Origin of the sequence: Burkholderia sp. LMG 13014 (genome assembly GCF_905232215.1) — a bacterium.
Classification (GTDB): Bacteria; Pseudomonadota; Gammaproteobacteria; order Burkholderiales; family Burkholderiaceae; genus Burkholderia.
In genome coordinates this window covers 1-17,780 of sequence record NZ_CAJNKE010000013.1, presented here as the reverse complement: position 1 = coordinate 17,780, position 17,780 = coordinate 1, and the positions used below count along the sequence as shown (strand labels likewise).

Here is a 17,780-nt window from a genome sequence, read left to right as displayed (position 1 = left end):
CGGGCAGTGGGTCGACGGCAAGCCCCCTGCCCCGCAACGTCGGTGCACGATGCCCGGTCGTGATCGGTTCGCGCCGTATCGATGGCAGGCGGCGCCGGTCGGTCTTCATCCACGGCGCCGGGCCGTCACCGCTTATGAACGACCGAGTCGAGCACGAAGCTGGTCGTGATGTTCTGCACGCCGTCCAATGCGCTGATGGTCGCCCAGATGTCGCTGATGCGCTCATGCGTGGCCGCCTCTATCTGCACCAGCAAGTCGACCTCGCCGCTGAGAACCGCGCAGTCGCGCACCTCGGCGATCCGCTCGAGTGCGGCAAGCACGTCCGCGCCGCGCATCCGGTCCTTGCGATAGACGAGCATCACGGCACTTTTGCTGCAGGTCGAAAGCGCGGCCTTCGCCGCCGCATAGGCCGTGGTCGATTCCGGCAACGGAAGCATGCGCTGGATCGACGTGACGTGAATGACGACCCCTGCGCGTTGTGCCAGCATGCCTGGCAACAATGCGCGATCCAGTCGGACGGCGGGCAGCAAATTGAGGTTCAACTCGTTCTGCCACGCGTCTTCGTCCAATGCGGCGAAGCCTCCGGCAGGTGCGCTTGAACCGCCCACGACGTGGACAATGACGTCAACGCCGCCAAAGTTTGCCAGCACTGCCTTGGCTACGGCGTCGCAGCCCTCGACCGTCGCCAGATCCGCCGCGACGAAGATGTCGGCCGGTGTATCGGCCGGTTGTTTTCGTGCCGTGGTGAGTACCCGCGCGCCGAGTTCGCGAAACAAGCCGACGACGGCCTTTCCGATACCCGTGGTACCGCCAGTCACCAACACACGCTTGTCCTTCAATTCCAAAGTCGTCGACATCAGCGGATCTCCAGTGACCCGATCTTGTCGCCCGCCAGATCAAACACATGGTCGAGTTGCACCGGGCTGCCGGGATAGTTTCCGACAACACGGGCCGTAATCGTCAGTCGCTCGCCGTTTCTGGAAGCGGCGACAGGCTCGACCGTGAACGCGTATTTCTTCCGTGAGTCACGATTCCACGACTCGATCGCGTCGTGCCCGCAGTACGTCCGGCCTTCGTCAACGACGACCGCGTCCTGCGTGAAGCATTGGGCCACCCGGGCAGTGTCGGAGCCATTGCTGAAATCGAAATAGACGCGAATTGAATCCGGTAGTGAAGGGATCATGTCTGCATTCTCGCCGTGGGCTTTCCTGCCGGGTATTCTCGTCATAGACTGACCATTCCACAAGAACGCACCAAAAAGTAAGCTACTGAACCATGGGAAAGAAATACACGCCAGCGACTGCCGCGCTAGGGGTAGAACAAGTGATCCAGCTGCTCGAAGGCCGATGGAAATTGATTATTCTTTTCCATCTCTTCGGCGGAAAAGTGCAGCGATATTCTGATTTTGAGAAATTGATTCCCGGCATTTCCCAGAAGATGCTGGCGCAGCAACTGAGGCAACTGGAAGCCGACGGAATCGTTTCGCGAAAGCTCTATGCGCAAGTGCCGCCGAAGGTCGAGTACCGACTCACGGATTGGGGACAGGCTCTGTGCCCTGCCCTGGATGCGATGCTGAAATGGGCGGAGCAACGCGAGCGCTTTGCATCATCACCCGATGCCGACGCGTCTTAAGACCACATTGAACCCTGACATCAGGATCTCGAAGCGATCAAGCTGCTTGGCAGCGCTGACACCGGGTGTGACTACTGCGTCGCCGCACACAATCTGCGCGGCAAGATGACCGGGCTGTCGGGCGACGCGCTGCGCGCGATCCGCTCGGCCCACACGGACCCCGGCGACCCGAAGCGCGACGCACCGGTCCGCTTCGTATTGACCCTGCAGCGCATGAGCAGGACGCTCTCCGACGACGATGTCGACCGCGATCCGCGCAGCCGGCTACACCGACACGCAACTGGCTGAAACGTTGGCCATCGCGCTGACGATCTTCACCAACACGTTGAACCGCATCAACGGCACGGTCGTCGATTTCCCGCTCGTGAAGCAAGCAGTAGCGGCATCCGGACCGGATCCGGTTCGACGCCACGGCGTCAATCTCGCCGCATCGCCCGCCCCCAAACGTCATGACGCCCCCCATGCCCGGTGGGAATGGAAGTTATTCACCGGGCCCCGCTACCGACACGGCCGGGCTTCGACCAAGATGAATTCCACGACGAGCCACCGCTCGCCGGCCGGACCAGCCGGTTCCTTCCACACACAGGAGATTCGCCATGTCGCTCCAGGACAAACTCGACGCATTCAAGGCCGACTTCAAGGCGGGCAAACCGCCGTACAACGCACCGCCCGACATCCACCCGATCATGGAGCGCGCGACGGCCGAGCTGATTGCCAGCGGCCAGGCCGCGCGCGCGATCAAGGCCGGCGACCTCGCACCGACGTTCCGCCTGAAGGATCAGGACGGCAACGACGTATCGTCGGCGGAGCTACTCGCGAAAGGGCCGCTCGTCGTCACGTTCTATCGCGGCGTATGGTGCCCGTATTGCAACCTCGAATTGCAGGCACTGAACGAAGCGCTGCCGGCGCTCCGCGAGCTCGGCGCAAACGTGGTGGCGATCTCGCCGCAGACGGCCGTCAACAGCCGCAAGTCGGTCCGCACCAACGAGCTCGGCTTCCCGGTGCTGAGCGACGTGAACGGCGAGACGGGCGCCGCGTTCGGGCTGCGCTTCGCGCTGCCGGACTACCTCGTCGACCTGTACAAGAAATTGAAGAACGATTTGCCGGCCTTCAACAACGACCCGAGCTGGACGCTGCCGATGCCCGCGCGCTACGTGATCGGCCAGAACGGAATCGTGCTGTATTCGGAAGTCAATCCCGACTATACGCATCGTCCCGATCCGTCGGAGATGTTGCCGGTGATCGAAAAGGCCACGCACGCCTGAGCGACGCACCAGCGGCGCGTTCGAGTCCATCCATCGATAAGGAAACCTTGATGACATCCCGTACTTTTCTCGTCACCGGCGCAACCAAGGGGATCGGACGCGCCCTCTCCGAACGTCTGGTGCGCGGCGGCCACCATGTAATCGGCCTCGCGCGCGACGACGCGGATTTTCCCGGTGAGCTCGTCCGCGTCGATCTCGGCGATCGCGCGGCGACCGATGCCGTCCTGGCCGCACTGCTGCGGCGCCACGCGATCGACGGCGTCGTGAACAACGTCGGCCTCGTTCGCCCACAACTGATCAGCGATGTGACGCTCGCCGACCTAGACGACGTGCTGCGACTGAACCTCCACCCGGCGGTCCAGACCGTTCAGGCGCTGCTGCCCGGCATGCGCGAGCGCGGCTGGGGGCGCGTCGTCAATATTTCGAGCCTGACCGTGCTCGGCATCGTGCAACGCACCGCATACGCGGCCGCGAAAGCCGCGCTCGTGAGCTTCTCGCGGTCGTGGGCACTGGAGCTCGCGAGTACGGGCATCACGGTCAACGCGGTCGCACCGGGGCCGACCGAAACCGAACTGTTCCGTGCCAACAATGCGCCGGGCAGCGAAGGCGAACGCCGCTATCTGTCTGCGGTACCGATGGGGCGATTCGGCCGGCCCGACGAAATCGCGGCGACGATCGCGTTCCTGCTGTCGGACGACGCGGGCTTCATGACCGGGCAAACGCTTCACGTCGACGGCGGCGCGTCGATCGGCAAGGCACCGTTCTGAACGACGCGCACGGAACGGCGCGCGCGATGCACGGTTTCAGGCCGCCGGCGCGGCGTCCTGCCCGGCGAGCACCTGCTCGACGAATTCGACGAAAGCGCGCGCACGCGCGGTCACGAGCCGGCCGGCCGGGAAGATGGCCCACAGGTCGATCGGCGGCAATTCCCAATCGGTCAGCACGGCCTGCACCGCGCCCGATGCGAGCTCCGGCGAGAACATCCAGCGCGACGCGACCGCGAGCCCCATGCCGGACAGCACGGCGGTCCGCATCCCCTCGGCTGCGCTCACCCGCACCCGGCCGGACACGGCCACCGCGACTTCGGTGCCATTGCGGCTGAACGACCACGCTTCCCCGCCGCCGCGCTGCGAATACACGATCGCCTGGTGGCGCGCGAGTTCGGCCGGCGCATTCGGCACACCGGCCCGCTCGAAATACGCGGGCGTGCCGACCACGATCCGCGGACTGCGTGCGATGCGGCGCGCAATCATCGACGAGTCGATCAGCGTGCCCATGCGCAGCGCGACGTCGGTGCCCTCTTCCAGCAGATCGATGTTGCGGTCGTCGAGCACGAGGTCGATCTCCAGATCGGGATGACGGCTCAGAAATGTGTCGAGCAGCGGCAGCACATGCAGACAGGTAAACGACACGGCCGCGCTGACACGCAGCTTGCCGGACAGGCTCGACGACGCATCGCGCACGATGTGTTCGGCCTCGTCCGCCTCGCGGATCACCCGCTTCGCATGTTCGTAGAAGCGGTGGCCGGCGTCGGTCGGCGTGAGCCCGCGCGTCGAGCGCAGCAGCAGGCGCGCGCCGAGCCGCTCCTCGAGCTGCGCGATCGACTTCGAGATCGCCGGCTGACCGAGATTCATCCGCTTCGCCGCGGCCGAGAACGAACCGGCTTCCACGACGCTGACGTAGGTTTCCATTGCCGCGAGTCGGTCCATCGGCTGCATCTCCAGGTTTCGGGGGCGTCGGCGCAGATTGTAGTACGCCGCCATCTGAACGACTGTTGCCGGCGGGTGCCGGCATCGCACTCTCCGGCTCGCACATGCGCTCAGGCCGCGATGTCTGCGGAGATCGATCCGTAATCGGTATAGCCGCGCGCGTCACCACCGTAGAAGGTCGTTCGATCGTAGCGATTGAGCGGGGCGCCGGTACGCAGCCGCTGCGGCAGGTCCGGGTTCGAGATGAACAGCCGGCCGAAGGCGACGAGATCCGCGTGTCCGTCCACGACGATCCGCTCCGCGGTCTCGCCGGTGAAGCCGCCGGCGGCAATGATCGTCCCACGATAGATCCGTCGGATGTCCTTCGACGAGACATCCGCGTCGGTGGTCGCCTGCTCCATCGTGCCGCGAACGCGCGGTTCGATCACGTGGACGTATGCGAGATCGTAGCTGTTCAAGCGTTCCCCGACATAACCGAAGGTCGCATGCGGATCGCTATCGGACATGGTGCCGTAGGTCCCGCTCGGCGAAAGGCGAACCGCGACGCGCCCTGGCCCCCAAACGGAAACGACCGCATCCAGCGTATCGAACAGGAACCGTGCGCGGTTCTCGATCGAGCCGCCATATTCGTCAGTGCGGTGGTTCGTGCCGTCGAGGAGAAATTGCTCGAAAAGGTAGCCGTTGGCGCCATGAAGTTCCACGCCATCGAAGCCGGCCCGCTTGGCAAGTTCGGCGCCGCGACGGAACTGCTCGACGATGGCGGGTATTTCGCGGGTTTCGAGCGGGCGCGGCACGATCAGCTCCGCCTCGGCGATCTGACCGTTCTCGTCGCGAATCGCTGCATGCTCCAGGGAACGCAATGCCGACGGCGCAACCGGCGTGATACCGCCGGTGTTGGCGGGATGCGCTTGACGCCCCGCGTGCCACAACTGCAGGAAGATGCGCGCGCCCTTGGCATGCACTGCGTCGATTACACGCCTCCAGCCCGCGACTTGTTCCTCGGTGTAGATCCCGGGCGCATCGACGTACGCGATACCGAGCTGCGACACCGCCGTCGCGTCCGAAATGAGCAGGCCACCGTCCGTCGCCCGCTGGGTGTAGTACTCGACCATGAGATTGCCCGGGACGTTGCCCGGCTCGGTCCGCATTCTCGTGAGCGGAGCAAGAACCACGCGGTGTTGCAAATCGAAATGACCGACTCTCGTACGGCTGAAAAGCTTGCTCATGACGTCATCCTGACAAGGTGTGAGGTGCGGCCATATTGGCTTTGCACCTGCTTGCGCGGTAGAGGCCATGAGGCGATAGCAATCATTCCGGGGCGGAATGGCAGCGTCGACGTGACGATGCGACGAAGCATGTCAGGCGGCCCTGGTGCCTGCACGCAGTGGACACGGCACTTCCCGCGTCGGGGCGGCAAAGAGCTGGAGACGCCGAGGCGGGCGAGTCGATCCAGGTGGTCGGCGCGGTGATCGACTCGATCAGTCGCATCGTCCGCTTTACGCCGTGACCGTGCGTGACGTCGCACGCAATGCACGCGCGTCGAGGCTGAACGCGCCTGCGCCGAAGTAAGCGATCTGCAGCAACCCGCCGGCCATCATCACGTTCTTCAGGAAGTGAATCATCTGATTCTGGTCCGCGAAGTTGTGATGGAAGAACACCGCGGTGACCAAGCAGAACACCGCCATTGCCAGCGCGACGATGCGCGCGCGATAGCCCGACATCAGCAACAGGCCGCCGCCCGCCTCGACGAGCACGGCGACGATGAAAGCGAGGGACGGTGCGGGCAGGCCGACGGCCGCGATGTATGCGACGGTTCCATCGTGCGCACCGAGCTTGCTCAAGCCGCTCATGAGAAACGGCGCACCGATCAGAATGCGGCCCAGCAACGGAAGAAATTTATAACGATCCACGATCAACTCCTGAAATGACATGAAAGGTGGACTGAGAAGGAATGGCACTCAGCCGGCGTCCACCATCACCAGCTCAGAATCTTCGAGAGCGGCTATGTCCACAGCCGCCACATGCGCGATCACGACACCGTCGAGCGGCCCCACGCGTTCGCCGTTCACTGCCACGCTTCCGGACGCAACCACGAGATACGCACGGCGAGCCGCGCTCAATTGCTGCCGAACCTGCTCGCCCGCCTTCAGCGTCGCGCCGAGCACACGCGCATCTGCCCGGATCGCCAGCGCACCTTCGTCGTCGGGAAAACCGCTCGCCAGTACGACGAAGCGGCCGGACCGATCGTGCTTCGGAAAACGCTTCGTTCCCCATCCGGGCATCCCGCCGCGTACACGCGGCAGCAGCCAGATCTGATAAACCTTGAGCGGGATGTCGCCCATATTGAATTCGGCATGGCGAATACCCGTGCCGGCACTCATCACCTGCACGTCGCCCGCGTCGATCGTTCCATCGGAACCCAGCGTGTCCCGATGGCCAAGAACGCCCTGACGCACATACGTGATGATTTCCATGTCGCGATGACCGTGCATCGGAAAACCCGCGCCCACGGCAATCTCGTCGTCGTTCCAGACGATCAGCGGACCCAACGCGCGATGCTCGGGATTGCCGTCCGCGCTGACCGCGAAATGGTACTTCGCGCGCAGCCAGCCGCTGTCTCGTCCGTCCAGTGATGGCCAGCGTCGATGGGTGAGCATGTTTCCGTCCTTTTCTTGCCGCTCGCCGCGCGAGCCGTTTCCAGGTAGCGCCACATCGACCTCCGTGCAGCGCCGAGCCATATGAGAATGCTATTGGCGCAACGATCGGCTGCATATCTCCTGCTTTGCAACGTATCATTGCCACTGGTAGAACGATCTCTTTCAGCGGAGCCCTGCCCATGAATCGAATCACCGACCTCAACGATCTCCGGCTCTTCGCGGAAGTGGTCGAACATGGAAGCTTTACGGCTGCTGCCCGCAGCCTCGGCGCGCAGACATCGAAGCTCAGCCGGCGAATCCGCGCGCTGGAAGACGAGTTGGGCGTGCGACTGCTGAATCGCACGAGCCGTAGTCTGTCGCTGACGGAAACCGGCCGACAGTTCCATCAACATTGCGTGGCGCTCGTCGCGGAATCGCACGCTGCGAAAGACATCGTCGATCGCACACGCGCCGAGCCGCAGGGCACCGTGCGCCTCAGTTGTCCGGTCGCGCTACTCAGCTCCGGCGTGTCCGAAATCCTTGCGCGGTACATCGAAAGCAATCCGCAGGTGCAGGTGCGGGTCGACGCGACCAACCGCCGTGTGGACGTGGTGGAGGAAGGTCTGGACTTCGCGATTCGTGTCAGGCTGCCGCCGCTGGAAAACACCGATCTGGCCGTCCGTCAGTTGGGCCTGTCGGTACACATTCTGATCGCCAGCCCGGAACTGGTCGCACGCCATCGCCCCCCGACGTCGCTCGAATCCCTGAAGGACTGGCCGACACTCTCGATGGGCAGTGGCGCAGAGAAGTACGTTTGGAATCTCGTCTCGGCCGACGGCCAGGAGATGTTCTTTGCACATCGGCCGCGCTTGGCGACCGACGATCTAGCCAGCTTACGGATAGCCGCAATGCGCGGCATCGGTGTCGCACTGCTGCCGCGGGAATTGGTGACGGCCGATATCCAGGCCGGCCAGTTGTTGCATCTGCTTCCCGAACTCTCCACGACGCCGGGGCTCGTCCATGCGATCTTTCCGACACGGCGAGGGATGGTCCCCGCCGTTCGGCATCTGCTCGACGCGCTCGTCGAAGGGTTCGAAGCACTGAATCGTTCCCGATAGCGCTGCTTACCGCACCGGCTCGGCATGCGCGCGAGGTGGACGCATCAGCGGCCGTGAAAGGCTACGGGTTCGGGCTCCACACCGCGCTTCATCGCGTCGACGCGCGCCGTCCGCCCTCGCCGCGCATCCTCGGTGTTATGCAACGGCATCCCGAGATCGAGCACTACCTGGTCGGCGCCCGGCACACCGCCCGCCGACCACGCTTTCAGCAGCGCGCGAATCGCCGCATACGAGCGCGTCGGCCCGTTCGCGAGCCGGTTCGCCAGATCGAGCGCCTCTTGCTCGACGTCGCCTTCCGGCACCACGAATGCGGCGATGCCGAGATCACCGGCCGTCGCCCCCGTCATGATCTCGCTCAACATCACGTAACGCGCCGCACGCGCCGGTCCTGCCCGTTCCGCGATCCGTTGAACGGCACCGCACACGGGGATCGTGCCGACCGACGGCTCGATGCAGCGGAACGACGCGTTCTCCGCCGCCACGACCAGATCGCATGCGAGCGCCAGCTCGAATGCACCGCCCCACGCGCGGCCGCGCACGGCACACACGGTCGGAATCTGCAGCGCCTCGATCTTGCGATAGCTGTGATGCATGTCGCTGATGAAGGTCCGCCACGCGTTGAACTCCTTGTCGATGAAGTCGAGGATATCGCCGCCCTGGCTGAAGTTCGGACCTTCCGCGCGCACGAGCAGCACGCGGATATCCGATTCGCTGGCTGCATGAATCGCGTCGCTCAGGTGTTCGGAAAACGCGGCGGCAATCAGGTTGAGCGGTGGGTTGGCAAGCACGATATGGCCAACGGAGCCGTGGCGCTCGAAACGGATGGATGTCATGTGTGTCTCCTTGATGGGGATGGGATGGTGCGGGTTCAGGTCGTGCCGCGTGCGTGCAACTCGAGTTCGCGGATCATGCTTTCGCGCATCGCGAACTTCTGCGCCTTGCCGGTCACCGTCATCGGCATGTCGTCGACGAAGCGGATATAACGCGGGACCTTGAAGTGCGCGATCTGATCGCGGCAGAACGCGCGGATCTCGTCCTCGGACGCATCCTGGCCCGGCCTGAGCACGATCCACGCGCAGATCTCCTCGCCATACTTCTGGTCCGGCACACCGAACACCTGCACGCTCTGCACCTTCGGATGGCGAAAGAGGAATTCCTCGATCTCGCGCGGGTAGACGTTCTCCCCACCGCGAATGAGCATGTCCTTCACGCGCCCGACGATATTGCAGTAGCCGTCCGCGTCGATCGTCGCGAGGTCGCCGGTGACCATCCAGCCGTCGCGGATCGACTCCCGCGTGCGCCCTTCGTCGTCCCAGTAGCCGAGCATGACCGAGTAGCCGCGCGTGCACAGCTCGCCCGTCTCGCCGACGGGCACGATGTTCCCGTCCATGTCGACGACCTTGCATTCCAGATGCGGCTGGATGCGACCGACTGTCGACACGCGTTTGTCGAGCGGATCGTCCGTCGCGCTCTGAAACGAGACCGGACTGGTTTCGGTCATGCCGTAGGCGATGGTGACCTCCGTCATGTACATGTTCGCCACGACCCGCTTCATCACCTCGATCGGACACGGCGCGCCGGCCATGATGCCGGTGCGCAGGCTGGAGAAATCGTGCCGGGCGAAATCCGGATGATCGAGCTGCGCGATAAACATCGTCGGGACGCCGTGCAGCGCCGTGCAACGCTCGTCGCTCACGGCCGCCATGGTGGCCAGCGGATCGAACGCCTCTCCCGGAAAGACCATGCACGCGCCGCTCGCCGTACACGCCAGCACCGACATCACCATGCCGAAGCAGTGATACAGCGGCACCGGCACACACAGTCGGTCGACTTCCTGCAGGTTCATGGCCGCGGCGACGAAGCTGGCATTGTTGACGATGTTCCGGTGTGTCAACGTCGCGCCCTTGGGCGCACCGGTCGTGCCGCTCGTGAACTGGATGTTGATCGGGTCGTTGGCGTCGAGCGTCGCGGCAATCCGATCGAGCTCATCCTTCGACACATCGGCGCCGCGCGCGAGCACCTGCCGATAGGTCAGCATGCCCGCGGTGGGCACATCCTCCATCCGGATCACCCATCGCAGCGCGGGCAGTCGGGCCGCATGCAGTTCGCCGGGTTCGCAGTGCCGCAGTTCCGGGGCGAGGGTCTGCAGCATGTCCAGGTAGCGGGACGTCTTGAACGATTCGGGCGCAACGATGGCCTTGCAGCCAACCTTGTTCAGTGCGTATTCCAGCTCCGCGAGCCGATAGGCGGGATTGACGTTGACGAGAATCAGGCCGAGCCGCGCGGACGCAAACTGGGTGACGGTCCATTCGAAACGGTTGGGCGACCAGATGCCGATACGCTCACCACGGCGCAGGCCCATTGCATGCAACCCGGCCGCCATCGCATCGACCTCGTCGGCAAATGCCTGCCAGTTCCAGCGCACACCCTGCTCGCGGAACACGACGGCGGGGCGTTGTCCGTGGCGCTTCACCGTATCGGCGAGCAGCGCGGGGACCGTGAGTTCACTCAGCGCGGAATCGGTGATGCCCCGGACGTAGGACAGTCCACCGACTGGCAGCGTCGGGTCGGCACCCGGCCCGGGGGTTCCAGTCTCCATCTTCATGCGTGTCTCCAGAGTTTCGGTGGCGCAAGGATCGCCGTGCGGGACGCTCGGTCGCCTTTCCCGTAAACCATCATTTCATCTTCCCTGGAAGACGTCAATGCGAACTTGGCCTGATCTTCCATGAACATGCAATACGCAAAACGTCCCATCTTTCTCGGGTAAACGTGACATTCCCATCTCCATTCCGATGGAATGGCGTAGAACCATGCGCAGATTCACCACATGTTTCCGGTATTCGTCATCCACGGAAGCAGTTCGATTAGCCCCGCGTCGCTCGTGCGGACCCGCAATGATCATCACTGGCGCACGCGCCGCAACGCGCGCGCCGTTCCTTCAGAACATATGACGGATGCCCAGCATCACGCCGGTCTGGTCCACGCCGGCGGCCGGCCACGACGATGTGCCCGCGGTGCCGCCATCGATCGTCAGCACGGAATTGCGCTGGTTGAAGATGCGCCCCGCGGTCACATACACCGAGCTGCGCTTCGACAACAGGTACATCGCGCGCGCCGCGATGACCGACGCGCCGGCATCGTGCCCGCTCACGGTGAGGTGGCCGAACTGCGCGTCGAGGACGACGCTCGGCACCGGCAGATAGGTCGCGCCGAGCCACCAGTAGTTGCTGTTCGCATCGACGACGCCCGGTGCGAGCTCTCCGTGATTGATACGGTGCAGGAAGCCGCCGCCGATCGTTGCGGTGCCGAACTTCACGTAGCCGTCGATGACGGCCCGCGTGTCGGTCTGCGAGCTGCTCGGCAGCGGCGAGCCGGCGCCGCCTCCGCCATCGTTACGGTCGATCGCGGTCGCGATGCCCCAGCTGTCCGCCTCGTACTTCAGCATCGCGGCGATCGTCTTGCACGCGCGGTAATCGGAGGGCGACTGGCCCGCGCAGCCGCCGGCGGCCGCGGGCGCGACCGCGTCCCGCCCGAGCGAATAGCTGACGCCGAAGGTGAAGCCCGACGCCGTAATGCTGTAGACGATCGTGTTGTCGAGACGCGCCTGTGCCAGATACGTGTCGAGCAGCCCCGCCGCGTAGATGTTCGGCCCCATCGTGTCGCCCGGTATCGCCCAGTAGATCTGCGAATACTGGCGACCGAACGACAGCGTGCCCCAGCGCCCGGACAACCCCACGTATGCCTGCCGGCCGAACAGGCGGCCGCTCTGGTTCAGCGTCCCTTGCCCTGGCGAGAAACCCGACTCCAGCACGAAGACGGCGCTCAGGCCGCCGCCGAGATCCTCCTTGCCGCGTATGCCCCACCGCGACGGCAGCGAACCGGTGAGTTGCGGCACCTTGACCACGCTCTGCTTCTGGGGACCGACGTTCGTGATGTATTCGACGCCGCTATCGATGATCCCGTACAGCGCCACGCTCGACTGTGCAGATGACGCTCCCGATGCCAACATCGCCAGCGTCGAAAGTCCGAGACACACCGCCTTGCCACGCACCAACCCTTCTCCAAACCCATTTTTCCACCGACTCATTTTCAACCTCCGTGCAATTATCTTCTTCCATGGAAGATAGTAATCACGCATCTTCCATGTCAACCGATCGACGGCTCGTGGGTTACCCCTACGTCCGCCCGACACGACCCGTACACGGGGCTATCGGAGGAAAATGCCGGGCGTCATAGTTTTCCCTACCTCGACTTCCGGTTCGTCACAATTTATCTTCCGTGGAAGATGATAATTATTCGTCTGATCGGGTTCACTGAGCGAGGCATGAGAATGAAGGCATCGGAAGATCATCGTACGGCGGCCCGAAACGGGCCTGTGCCGCCGCCGGCGGAAGCCGCCGGCTTCGTTTGGAGCGACGACTACGCGCTCGGTCATCGCGCGATGGACGACACGCACCACGAATTCGTCGCGTGCGTGAACGCGCTGCTCACGACGCCGGACGACGATCTCGGACGCGCGCTCGATGCTTTTGCCGCGCACGCGCGCAGCCATTTCGGCGACGAGGATGCCGCGATGCGTGAGACGGCCTACGGGTCCGCGGGCTGCCATATCGACGAACACGCGGCCGTGCTGCAGTCGACCGACGAGGTGCGCGCCGCACTGGCCGAAGGGCGGCCGGAAGTCGCCCGTTCATTTGCCCGCGCATTGGCCGGGTGGTTTCCCGAGCATGTGCGCGTGATGGACCAGGGGCTCGCGCGCTGGCTCGTTCAGCAACAACTGGGCGCGGCGCCGGTCGTCATCCGGCGCCGCCTTGCCGTCGCAGCCTGACGCACGCACGCCCTCCCTTTCATACGAGCGGTCATCATGGAACAGTACATTTCCCCGTCGAACGCATCGCTGCAAGTCTGCGTCACCGCGAAGACGTGGCTGGCCGACGGTATTGTCGGCTTCGACCTCGCGCCGTTGTCCGGCGACCGGTTGCCCGACTTCGAAGCGGGTGCGCATATCGACGTGCAGCTGCCCTCCGGCATCGTGCGGCAGTACTCGCTGTACGACTTGCCCGACCTGCCATCGCGCTACCGTATCGGTGTACTGCGCGACCCCGACTCGCGCGGCGGATCCGCGAGTCTGCACGACGACGTGCGCGCCGGCGATACGCTGTCGATCAGCGCGCCACGCAATCACTTCGCGCTGCATCGCGGCCCCGAGCGCTCGCTGCTGTTCGCGGGCGGCATCGGCATCACGCCACTCCTCGCGATTGCGCAACAGCTGGTACGTGAGGGCCGGCCGTTCGCGCTGCACTACTGCGGGCGCTCGCTGTCACGGATGGCATTCGTCGACCGCGTGGAGCGCATGTCGTCCATCGACACGCCCCGCACGCGCGTGCAGGTTCACGTCGACGACGGCCCGTCCGACCAGCACCTCGATGCCCGCGCCGCGATCGGTCCGGCGTCCGCCGACAAGCATCTGTACGTCTGCGGGCCGACGGGCTTCATGGATCACATCCTGGAGACCGCGCGCACGCTTGGCTGGGACGAAGCGCATCTGCACCGCGAATACTTCGCGGGGCCGCCTGTCGAGTCATCCGACGAAGACAGCCCGTTCGAAATCGAAATTCAGGGCAGCGGCGAAGTGATCAGGGTAGAGGCCAGCCGGACCGCCGCGCATGCGCTGCTGGACGCGGGTTTCAATCTGCCGCTGTCGTGCGAACAAGGTGTGTGCGGCACCTGCATGACCCGCGTGCTCGCAGGCGTGCCCGACCATCGGGATCTGTATCTCACCGACGAAGAAAAGGCGCGCAACGACAGCTTCATGCCGTGCTGCTCGCGTGCGAAGACCGCGCGGCTGGTGCTCGAACTCTGACGCCACCGCGCCAAACACTGGAACGAGGAAATCAACATGCTGACCAAGCAGGATAACGAACTGATGTGCCGCACCGGACCGGGCACCGCGATGGGCGATGCGATGCGCCGCTTCTGGCTGCCGGTGATCCAGTCCTCCGATCTTCCGCAGCCGGACGGTGACCCGCGAGCGATCGAGTTGCTCGGGCAACGCTTCGTGGTCTGGCGCGACCGTGACGGCCGGCCCGGCCTCTACGACGAAGGCTGCCTGCACCGCGGCGCGTCGATGCAGCTCGCGCGCGCGGACGGCGACGGCTTGCGCTGCATCTATCACGGCTGGAAATTCACGGTGGACGGAACGGTGCTCGACACGCCGAACGTTCCCGATCCGAAGTTCAAGGCGCGCATCCGCGGCCGCACGTATCCGGTACGCGAAGCGGGCGGCCTGATGTGGGCTTACCTCGGCCCCGAAGGCAACGCGCCGCCGTTCCCGCACCGCGCGTTCATGGATCTGCCGGATGCCCATCGCATCAATGCCTGCGCGATCGTCAACTGCAACTTCGTGCAGGTGATCGAAGGGCTGGTCGACTCGTCGCATCTCACGGTGCTGCACAGCTCCGCGCTGGCCCGGACCAACGATTCGGATCTGGACTACGCGGGGAAGATCACGCACATGCAGTTCGATGCCGCTCCGACGATCGAGGCGGACGAGACGGATTTCGGCTTTCACTATGTCGCGATCCGCCAGGCCGGAGACAACCGCATCGCCCGCGTCACGTCCTTCATCGCACCGAGCTTCATCGCGAACGCGAACGGCGACGTGTGGCTCGCCGCCGTCCCGATCAACGACGAGCGCTGCTACTTCTTCCACGTGTGGTGGGATGCGGAGAAGCCGGTCGGCGAAGAACCGCTGCGCAGCGCGCAGCTCGCGTTCGTCGGCCTCGACGAGCCGACGCTGCGCAAATACGGGATGACGCTCGACACCTGCGACTCGCCGGCTGCGATGTCGTTCGTCAACGGCTACCGTCAGGATCGCCGCGCGCAGCGCGACGGCCATTTCACCGGCTTCGACAGCATCACGCAGGAAGACGCCGCGTGCAGCATCTCGAGCGGCGCGATCCGCGACCGGTCGCAGGAAATGCTGTCGACGGCGGATCTCGCGATCAGCCGCCTGCATCGCACGCTGCTTGCGTGTGCGCGTGCGGCGCGCGACCAGCAGGACATTCCGGCGCTGCGCGCGGAATCGGGCCGCGCGATCGGCGTGTCCGGCGAGATCGGCCCCGGCGACGACTGGCGGCGGCTGGTTCCGCATCACCGGATCGTTTCATCCTCGAGCGCACGCACGCACCGCAATACATAACCCCATTCGAAACAGGAGTTCGATATGTTGAGCCACGACGATAACGAGATGCTGTGCCGCGTCGGCCCGGGCACGCCCGGCGGCGCATTGATGCGGCGTTACTGGCACCCGGTCTGCACGTCCGCGCAACTGCCGGCGCCCGATTGCGCACCGCTGCGGGTCCGCCTGCTCGGCGAACAGTACGTCGCGTTCCGCGACTCGAACGGCCACGTCGGCCTGCTCGAGGAGCTCTGCATGCACCGTGGCGCGTCGCTCGCGCTCGGCCGCGTCGAGGAAGGCGGTATCCGCTGCCTGTATCACGGCTGGAAATTCAGCGTGTCCGGCGCGGTGCTGGAAACACCGAACCATGCGGACCCGAAGTATGCGGCGCGGATGACGGCGCCCGCATTTCCGGTGCGCGAGGCCGGCGGCATCGTGTGGGCCTACGTCGGCCCGAAGGAACTGGAGCCCGCGTTCTCGCGCTACGCGTTCATGGACGCGGCACCCGATCACCGCGTCGTGCTGCGCATCAATGTCGCGTGCAATTACCTGCAACTCGTGGAAGGCGGCGAGGACAGCTCGCACGTCGGCGTGCTGCACACCAACATGGCGCGGCCGGGCTGGAAGGACGATTCGTTCACACGCAATCCGGACGTCGTGAATCCGGCCGCGCTCGCGTCGAACGACCTCGAGCCGTCGCTGAAGATCGAGGACACGGCGTTCGGCTTTCACTATGTCGCATTGCGCAAGACCGGCGAGTCAGGTGTGCGCAACGCGCGCGTCGTACCGTTCATCGTGCCGTACGGCCGGATCATTCCCGCGCCGGCATTCCTGTTCACCGTGCTCGAAGTGCCGGAAGACGACATGCACACAAGCACCTACATCGTCGTGCATGGCGAAGCGCCGGTCACCGAGGAGAAGATCATCGAGCTGCTGGGCCTCGACGACCCGAAGTATTACGATCGCAAGAACTGCACGTTCAACGCGAGCTGGGCCGATTCGTTCGGCCAGAGCCGCGCGCTGATGAAGGAAAACTGGACCGGGCTGCGCGGCGTCGAAGTCGAGGATGCGACGATCGGGCTGTCCCAGGGCCCGCTGTACGACCGGTCGCGCGAGCATCTGGTGCCTGCCGACCAGGCCGTCGTGCGTGTGCGCCGCGCACTGCTCGCAGCGGTCAAGCGTGTGATGAATGACGAGCAGCCGCCGGCGCTCGGGCTCGATCTGCGCGGCGTCAGCGCGTGCGACCGGACACTCGCCGACGATGCGGCGTGGCAGGACCTGCTGCCCGCGCATCGCGACACCATCGAAGCCGTCGAAGCGTAAGGAGAACCTTGATGACGAACGACTCCACCCGCAGCCACACGCCGGACTACGTGTCCCTGCTGCGCCTCGACGGACGCGGTTTCGTCGTGCTCGGCGCCGGCCAGGGCATCGGCGAGCAGACGGTCCACGCGCTCGCCCAGGCCGGAGCCCGCGTGCTCTGCGTCGACCGCGACGAAACGCTTGCCCGCCGCATCGCCGAAGCCGTCGACGGCATTCCGTGCGTGGCCGACGCCACGTCGCGCAGCGACATGCAGCGCGTGTTCGACACGGCGCGCGCGCAATTCGGCCGCATCCACGGCGTGGTCGACATCATCGGTGTCGCGGGCATCAAGCCGCTGGCCGCCGTCGACGATGCATCGTGGGACCAGCAGTTCGACATCGTCGTGCGTCATGCGTATCTCGCGCTGCAGATCGGCGGGGAGATGATGAAGGCGGACGGCGGCGGCACGTTCGCGTTCGTCGGCTCGCTCGCCGGCGATCGTGCGGTAGCCAGCGAGGTCGCGTATGCGGCGTCGAAGGCGGCACTGCATCACCTCGTGCGCTGCGCGGGCGTCGAGTACGCGCCGTACAACGTGCGCATCAACGCGGTGTCACCGGGGTTCGTGCGCACGCCGCGCCTGAACCAGCGGCTGGACGCAGCGACCTGGGCGCGCGTCGGCGACGCGATCCCGATCGGTCGCGCCGCCACCCCGGCGGAAATCGCCGGACATCTGCTGTTCCTCGCGTCCGACTTGAGTGCGCACATGGCCGGCGAGATCGTCACGGTCGACGGCGGGCTCAGCGTGAAGGCCGCCATTCCCGCGATCACGTTTGCCCCGTCGGCAACGCCCACGCCATGAGCACGATGAACGAGCCCACCCCGCTCGAGCGGCTCCATCCATCGCTGCGCGCGTTCGCCGAATCGGCCGCCCGGCGGC

Annotated in this window: 19 protein-coding genes; 10 read left to right on the top strand and 9 right to left on the bottom strand. The window is 65.1% G+C overall.

All coding sequences use genetic code 11. From position 1 onward, the window contains the following. Positions 1-125: 125 nt before the first annotated feature. Both JYJ84_RS03525 and JYJ84_RS03520 read right to left on the bottom strand, forming a co-directional pair. A complete protein-coding gene (locus tag JYJ84_RS03525) occupies positions 126-857 on the bottom strand; it encodes an oxidoreductase (RefSeq protein ID WP_236027223.1) in 732 nt (243 codons plus the stop codon). Continuing rightward, positions 857-1,183 (bottom strand): nuclear transport factor 2 family protein, encoded by a 327-nt coding sequence (locus JYJ84_RS03520; RefSeq protein ID WP_175221423.1) that lies wholly within the window; start codon positions 1,181-1,183, stop codon positions 857-859. The genes JYJ84_RS03525 and JYJ84_RS03520 overlap by 1 nt, the downstream gene beginning before the upstream one ends. A 92-nt stretch (positions 1,184-1,275) precedes the next feature. Between JYJ84_RS03520 and JYJ84_RS03515 the strand changes: the two genes are divergently transcribed. The 4 genes from JYJ84_RS03515 (at position 1,276) to JYJ84_RS03500 (ending at position 3,664) form a co-directional block, all read left to right on the top strand. Then, entirely contained in the window at positions 1,276-1,632 is a 357-nt protein-coding gene (locus JYJ84_RS03515) for a helix-turn-helix domain-containing protein (protein WP_175221422.1), read from the top strand. 105 nt (positions 1,633-1,737) lie between these two features. Further along, positions 1,738-1,920: a hypothetical protein gene (locus JYJ84_RS03510; RefSeq protein ID WP_175221421.1), complete on the top strand. Its 183-nt coding sequence runs from the start codon at positions 1,738-1,740 to the stop codon at positions 1,918-1,920. Between the two features lie 308 nt (positions 1,921-2,228). After that, on the top strand, positions 2,229-2,897 hold the full coding sequence (locus JYJ84_RS03505) for a peroxiredoxin-like family protein (RefSeq protein WP_175221420.1): 669 nt from the start codon (positions 2,229-2,231) through the stop codon (positions 2,895-2,897). 50 nt (positions 2,898-2,947) lie between these two features. Beyond that, on the top strand, positions 2,948-3,664 hold the full coding sequence (locus JYJ84_RS03500) for an SDR family oxidoreductase (protein ID WP_175221419.1): 717 nt from the start codon (positions 2,948-2,950) through the stop codon (positions 3,662-3,664). Positions 3,665-3,700: 36 nt separating this feature from the next. On the opposite strand, the gene JYJ84_RS03495 is transcribed toward JYJ84_RS03500, so the two are convergent. From JYJ84_RS03495 to JYJ84_RS03480, 4 genes are all read right to left on the bottom strand, one after another. Further along, positions 3,701-4,606 carry a LysR family transcriptional regulator gene (locus JYJ84_RS03495; protein ID WP_175221418.1) on the bottom strand — a complete coding sequence of 302 codons (906 nt, stop codon included), beginning with the start codon at positions 4,604-4,606 and terminating at the stop codon, positions 3,701-3,703. A 110-nt stretch (positions 4,607-4,716) separates the two neighbouring features. Then, complete coding sequence (locus JYJ84_RS03490) at positions 4,717-5,832, bottom strand: alkene reductase (RefSeq protein ID WP_175221417.1); 1,116 nt, start codon at positions 5,830-5,832, stop codon at positions 4,717-4,719. Between the two features lie 270 nt (positions 5,833-6,102). Then, a complete protein-coding gene (locus JYJ84_RS03485; RefSeq protein WP_175221416.1) occupies positions 6,103-6,516 on the bottom strand; it encodes a DoxX family protein in 414 nt (137 codons plus the stop codon). Positions 6,517-6,564: 48 nt separating this feature from the next. After that, entirely contained in the window at positions 6,565-7,263 is a 699-nt protein-coding gene (locus JYJ84_RS03480) for a pirin family protein (protein ID WP_175221596.1), read from the bottom strand. Between the two features lie 179 nt (positions 7,264-7,442). On the opposite strand from JYJ84_RS03480, the gene JYJ84_RS03475 reads away from it, so the two are divergent. Further along, positions 7,443-8,360 (top strand): LysR substrate-binding domain-containing protein, encoded by a 918-nt coding sequence (locus JYJ84_RS03475; RefSeq protein WP_175221415.1) that lies wholly within the window; start codon positions 7,443-7,445, stop codon positions 8,358-8,360. Positions 8,361-8,404: 44 nt separating this feature from the next. Here the strand turns inward: JYJ84_RS03475 and JYJ84_RS03470 are convergent, their stop codons facing one another. From JYJ84_RS03470 to JYJ84_RS03460, 3 genes are all read right to left on the bottom strand, one after another. Further along, positions 8,405-9,193: an enoyl-CoA hydratase/isomerase family protein gene (locus tag JYJ84_RS03470; protein WP_175221414.1), complete on the bottom strand. Its 789-nt coding sequence runs from the start codon at positions 9,191-9,193 to the stop codon at positions 8,405-8,407. Positions 9,194-9,228: 35 nt separating this feature from the next. After that, positions 9,229-10,965, bottom strand: coding sequence for an AMP-binding protein (locus tag JYJ84_RS03465; protein ID WP_175221413.1), 1,737 nt, complete (start codon positions 10,963-10,965; stop codon positions 9,229-9,231). Between the two features lie 333 nt (positions 10,966-11,298). Continuing rightward, a complete protein-coding gene (locus JYJ84_RS03460) occupies positions 11,299-12,369 on the bottom strand; it encodes a porin (RefSeq protein WP_236027222.1) in 1,071 nt (356 codons plus the stop codon). A gap of 315 nt (positions 12,370-12,684) precedes the next feature. Here JYJ84_RS03460 and JYJ84_RS03455 point away from each other — a divergent pair, with 315 nt between their 5' ends. From JYJ84_RS03455 to JYJ84_RS03435, 5 genes are read left to right on the top strand one after another with little or no spacing between them, the layout of a single operon-like run. Further along, the gene (locus tag JYJ84_RS03455; protein ID WP_236027221.1) at positions 12,685-13,188 is read left to right on the top strand and encodes a bacteriohemerythrin; all 504 of its coding nucleotides are present in this window, start codon (positions 12,685-12,687) and stop codon (positions 13,186-13,188) included. Between the two features lie 36 nt (positions 13,189-13,224). Then, positions 13,225-14,223: a PDR/VanB family oxidoreductase gene (locus JYJ84_RS03450; RefSeq protein ID WP_175221411.1), complete on the top strand. Its 999-nt coding sequence runs from the start codon at positions 13,225-13,227 to the stop codon at positions 14,221-14,223. Positions 14,224-14,259: 36 nt separating this feature from the next. Beyond that, positions 14,260-15,561 (top strand): Rieske 2Fe-2S domain-containing protein, encoded by a 1,302-nt coding sequence (locus JYJ84_RS03445; protein WP_175221410.1) that lies wholly within the window; start codon positions 14,260-14,262, stop codon positions 15,559-15,561. A gap of 24 nt (positions 15,562-15,585) precedes the next feature. Then, the gene (locus JYJ84_RS03440) at positions 15,586-16,863 is read left to right on the top strand and encodes a Rieske 2Fe-2S domain-containing protein (protein WP_175221409.1); all 1,278 of its coding nucleotides are present in this window, start codon (positions 15,586-15,588) and stop codon (positions 16,861-16,863) included. Between the two features lie 11 nt (positions 16,864-16,874). After that, positions 16,875-17,702, top strand: coding sequence for an SDR family NAD(P)-dependent oxidoreductase (locus JYJ84_RS03435; RefSeq protein ID WP_175221408.1), 828 nt, complete (start codon positions 16,875-16,877; stop codon positions 17,700-17,702). Positions 17,703-17,780 lie beyond the last annotated feature (78 nt).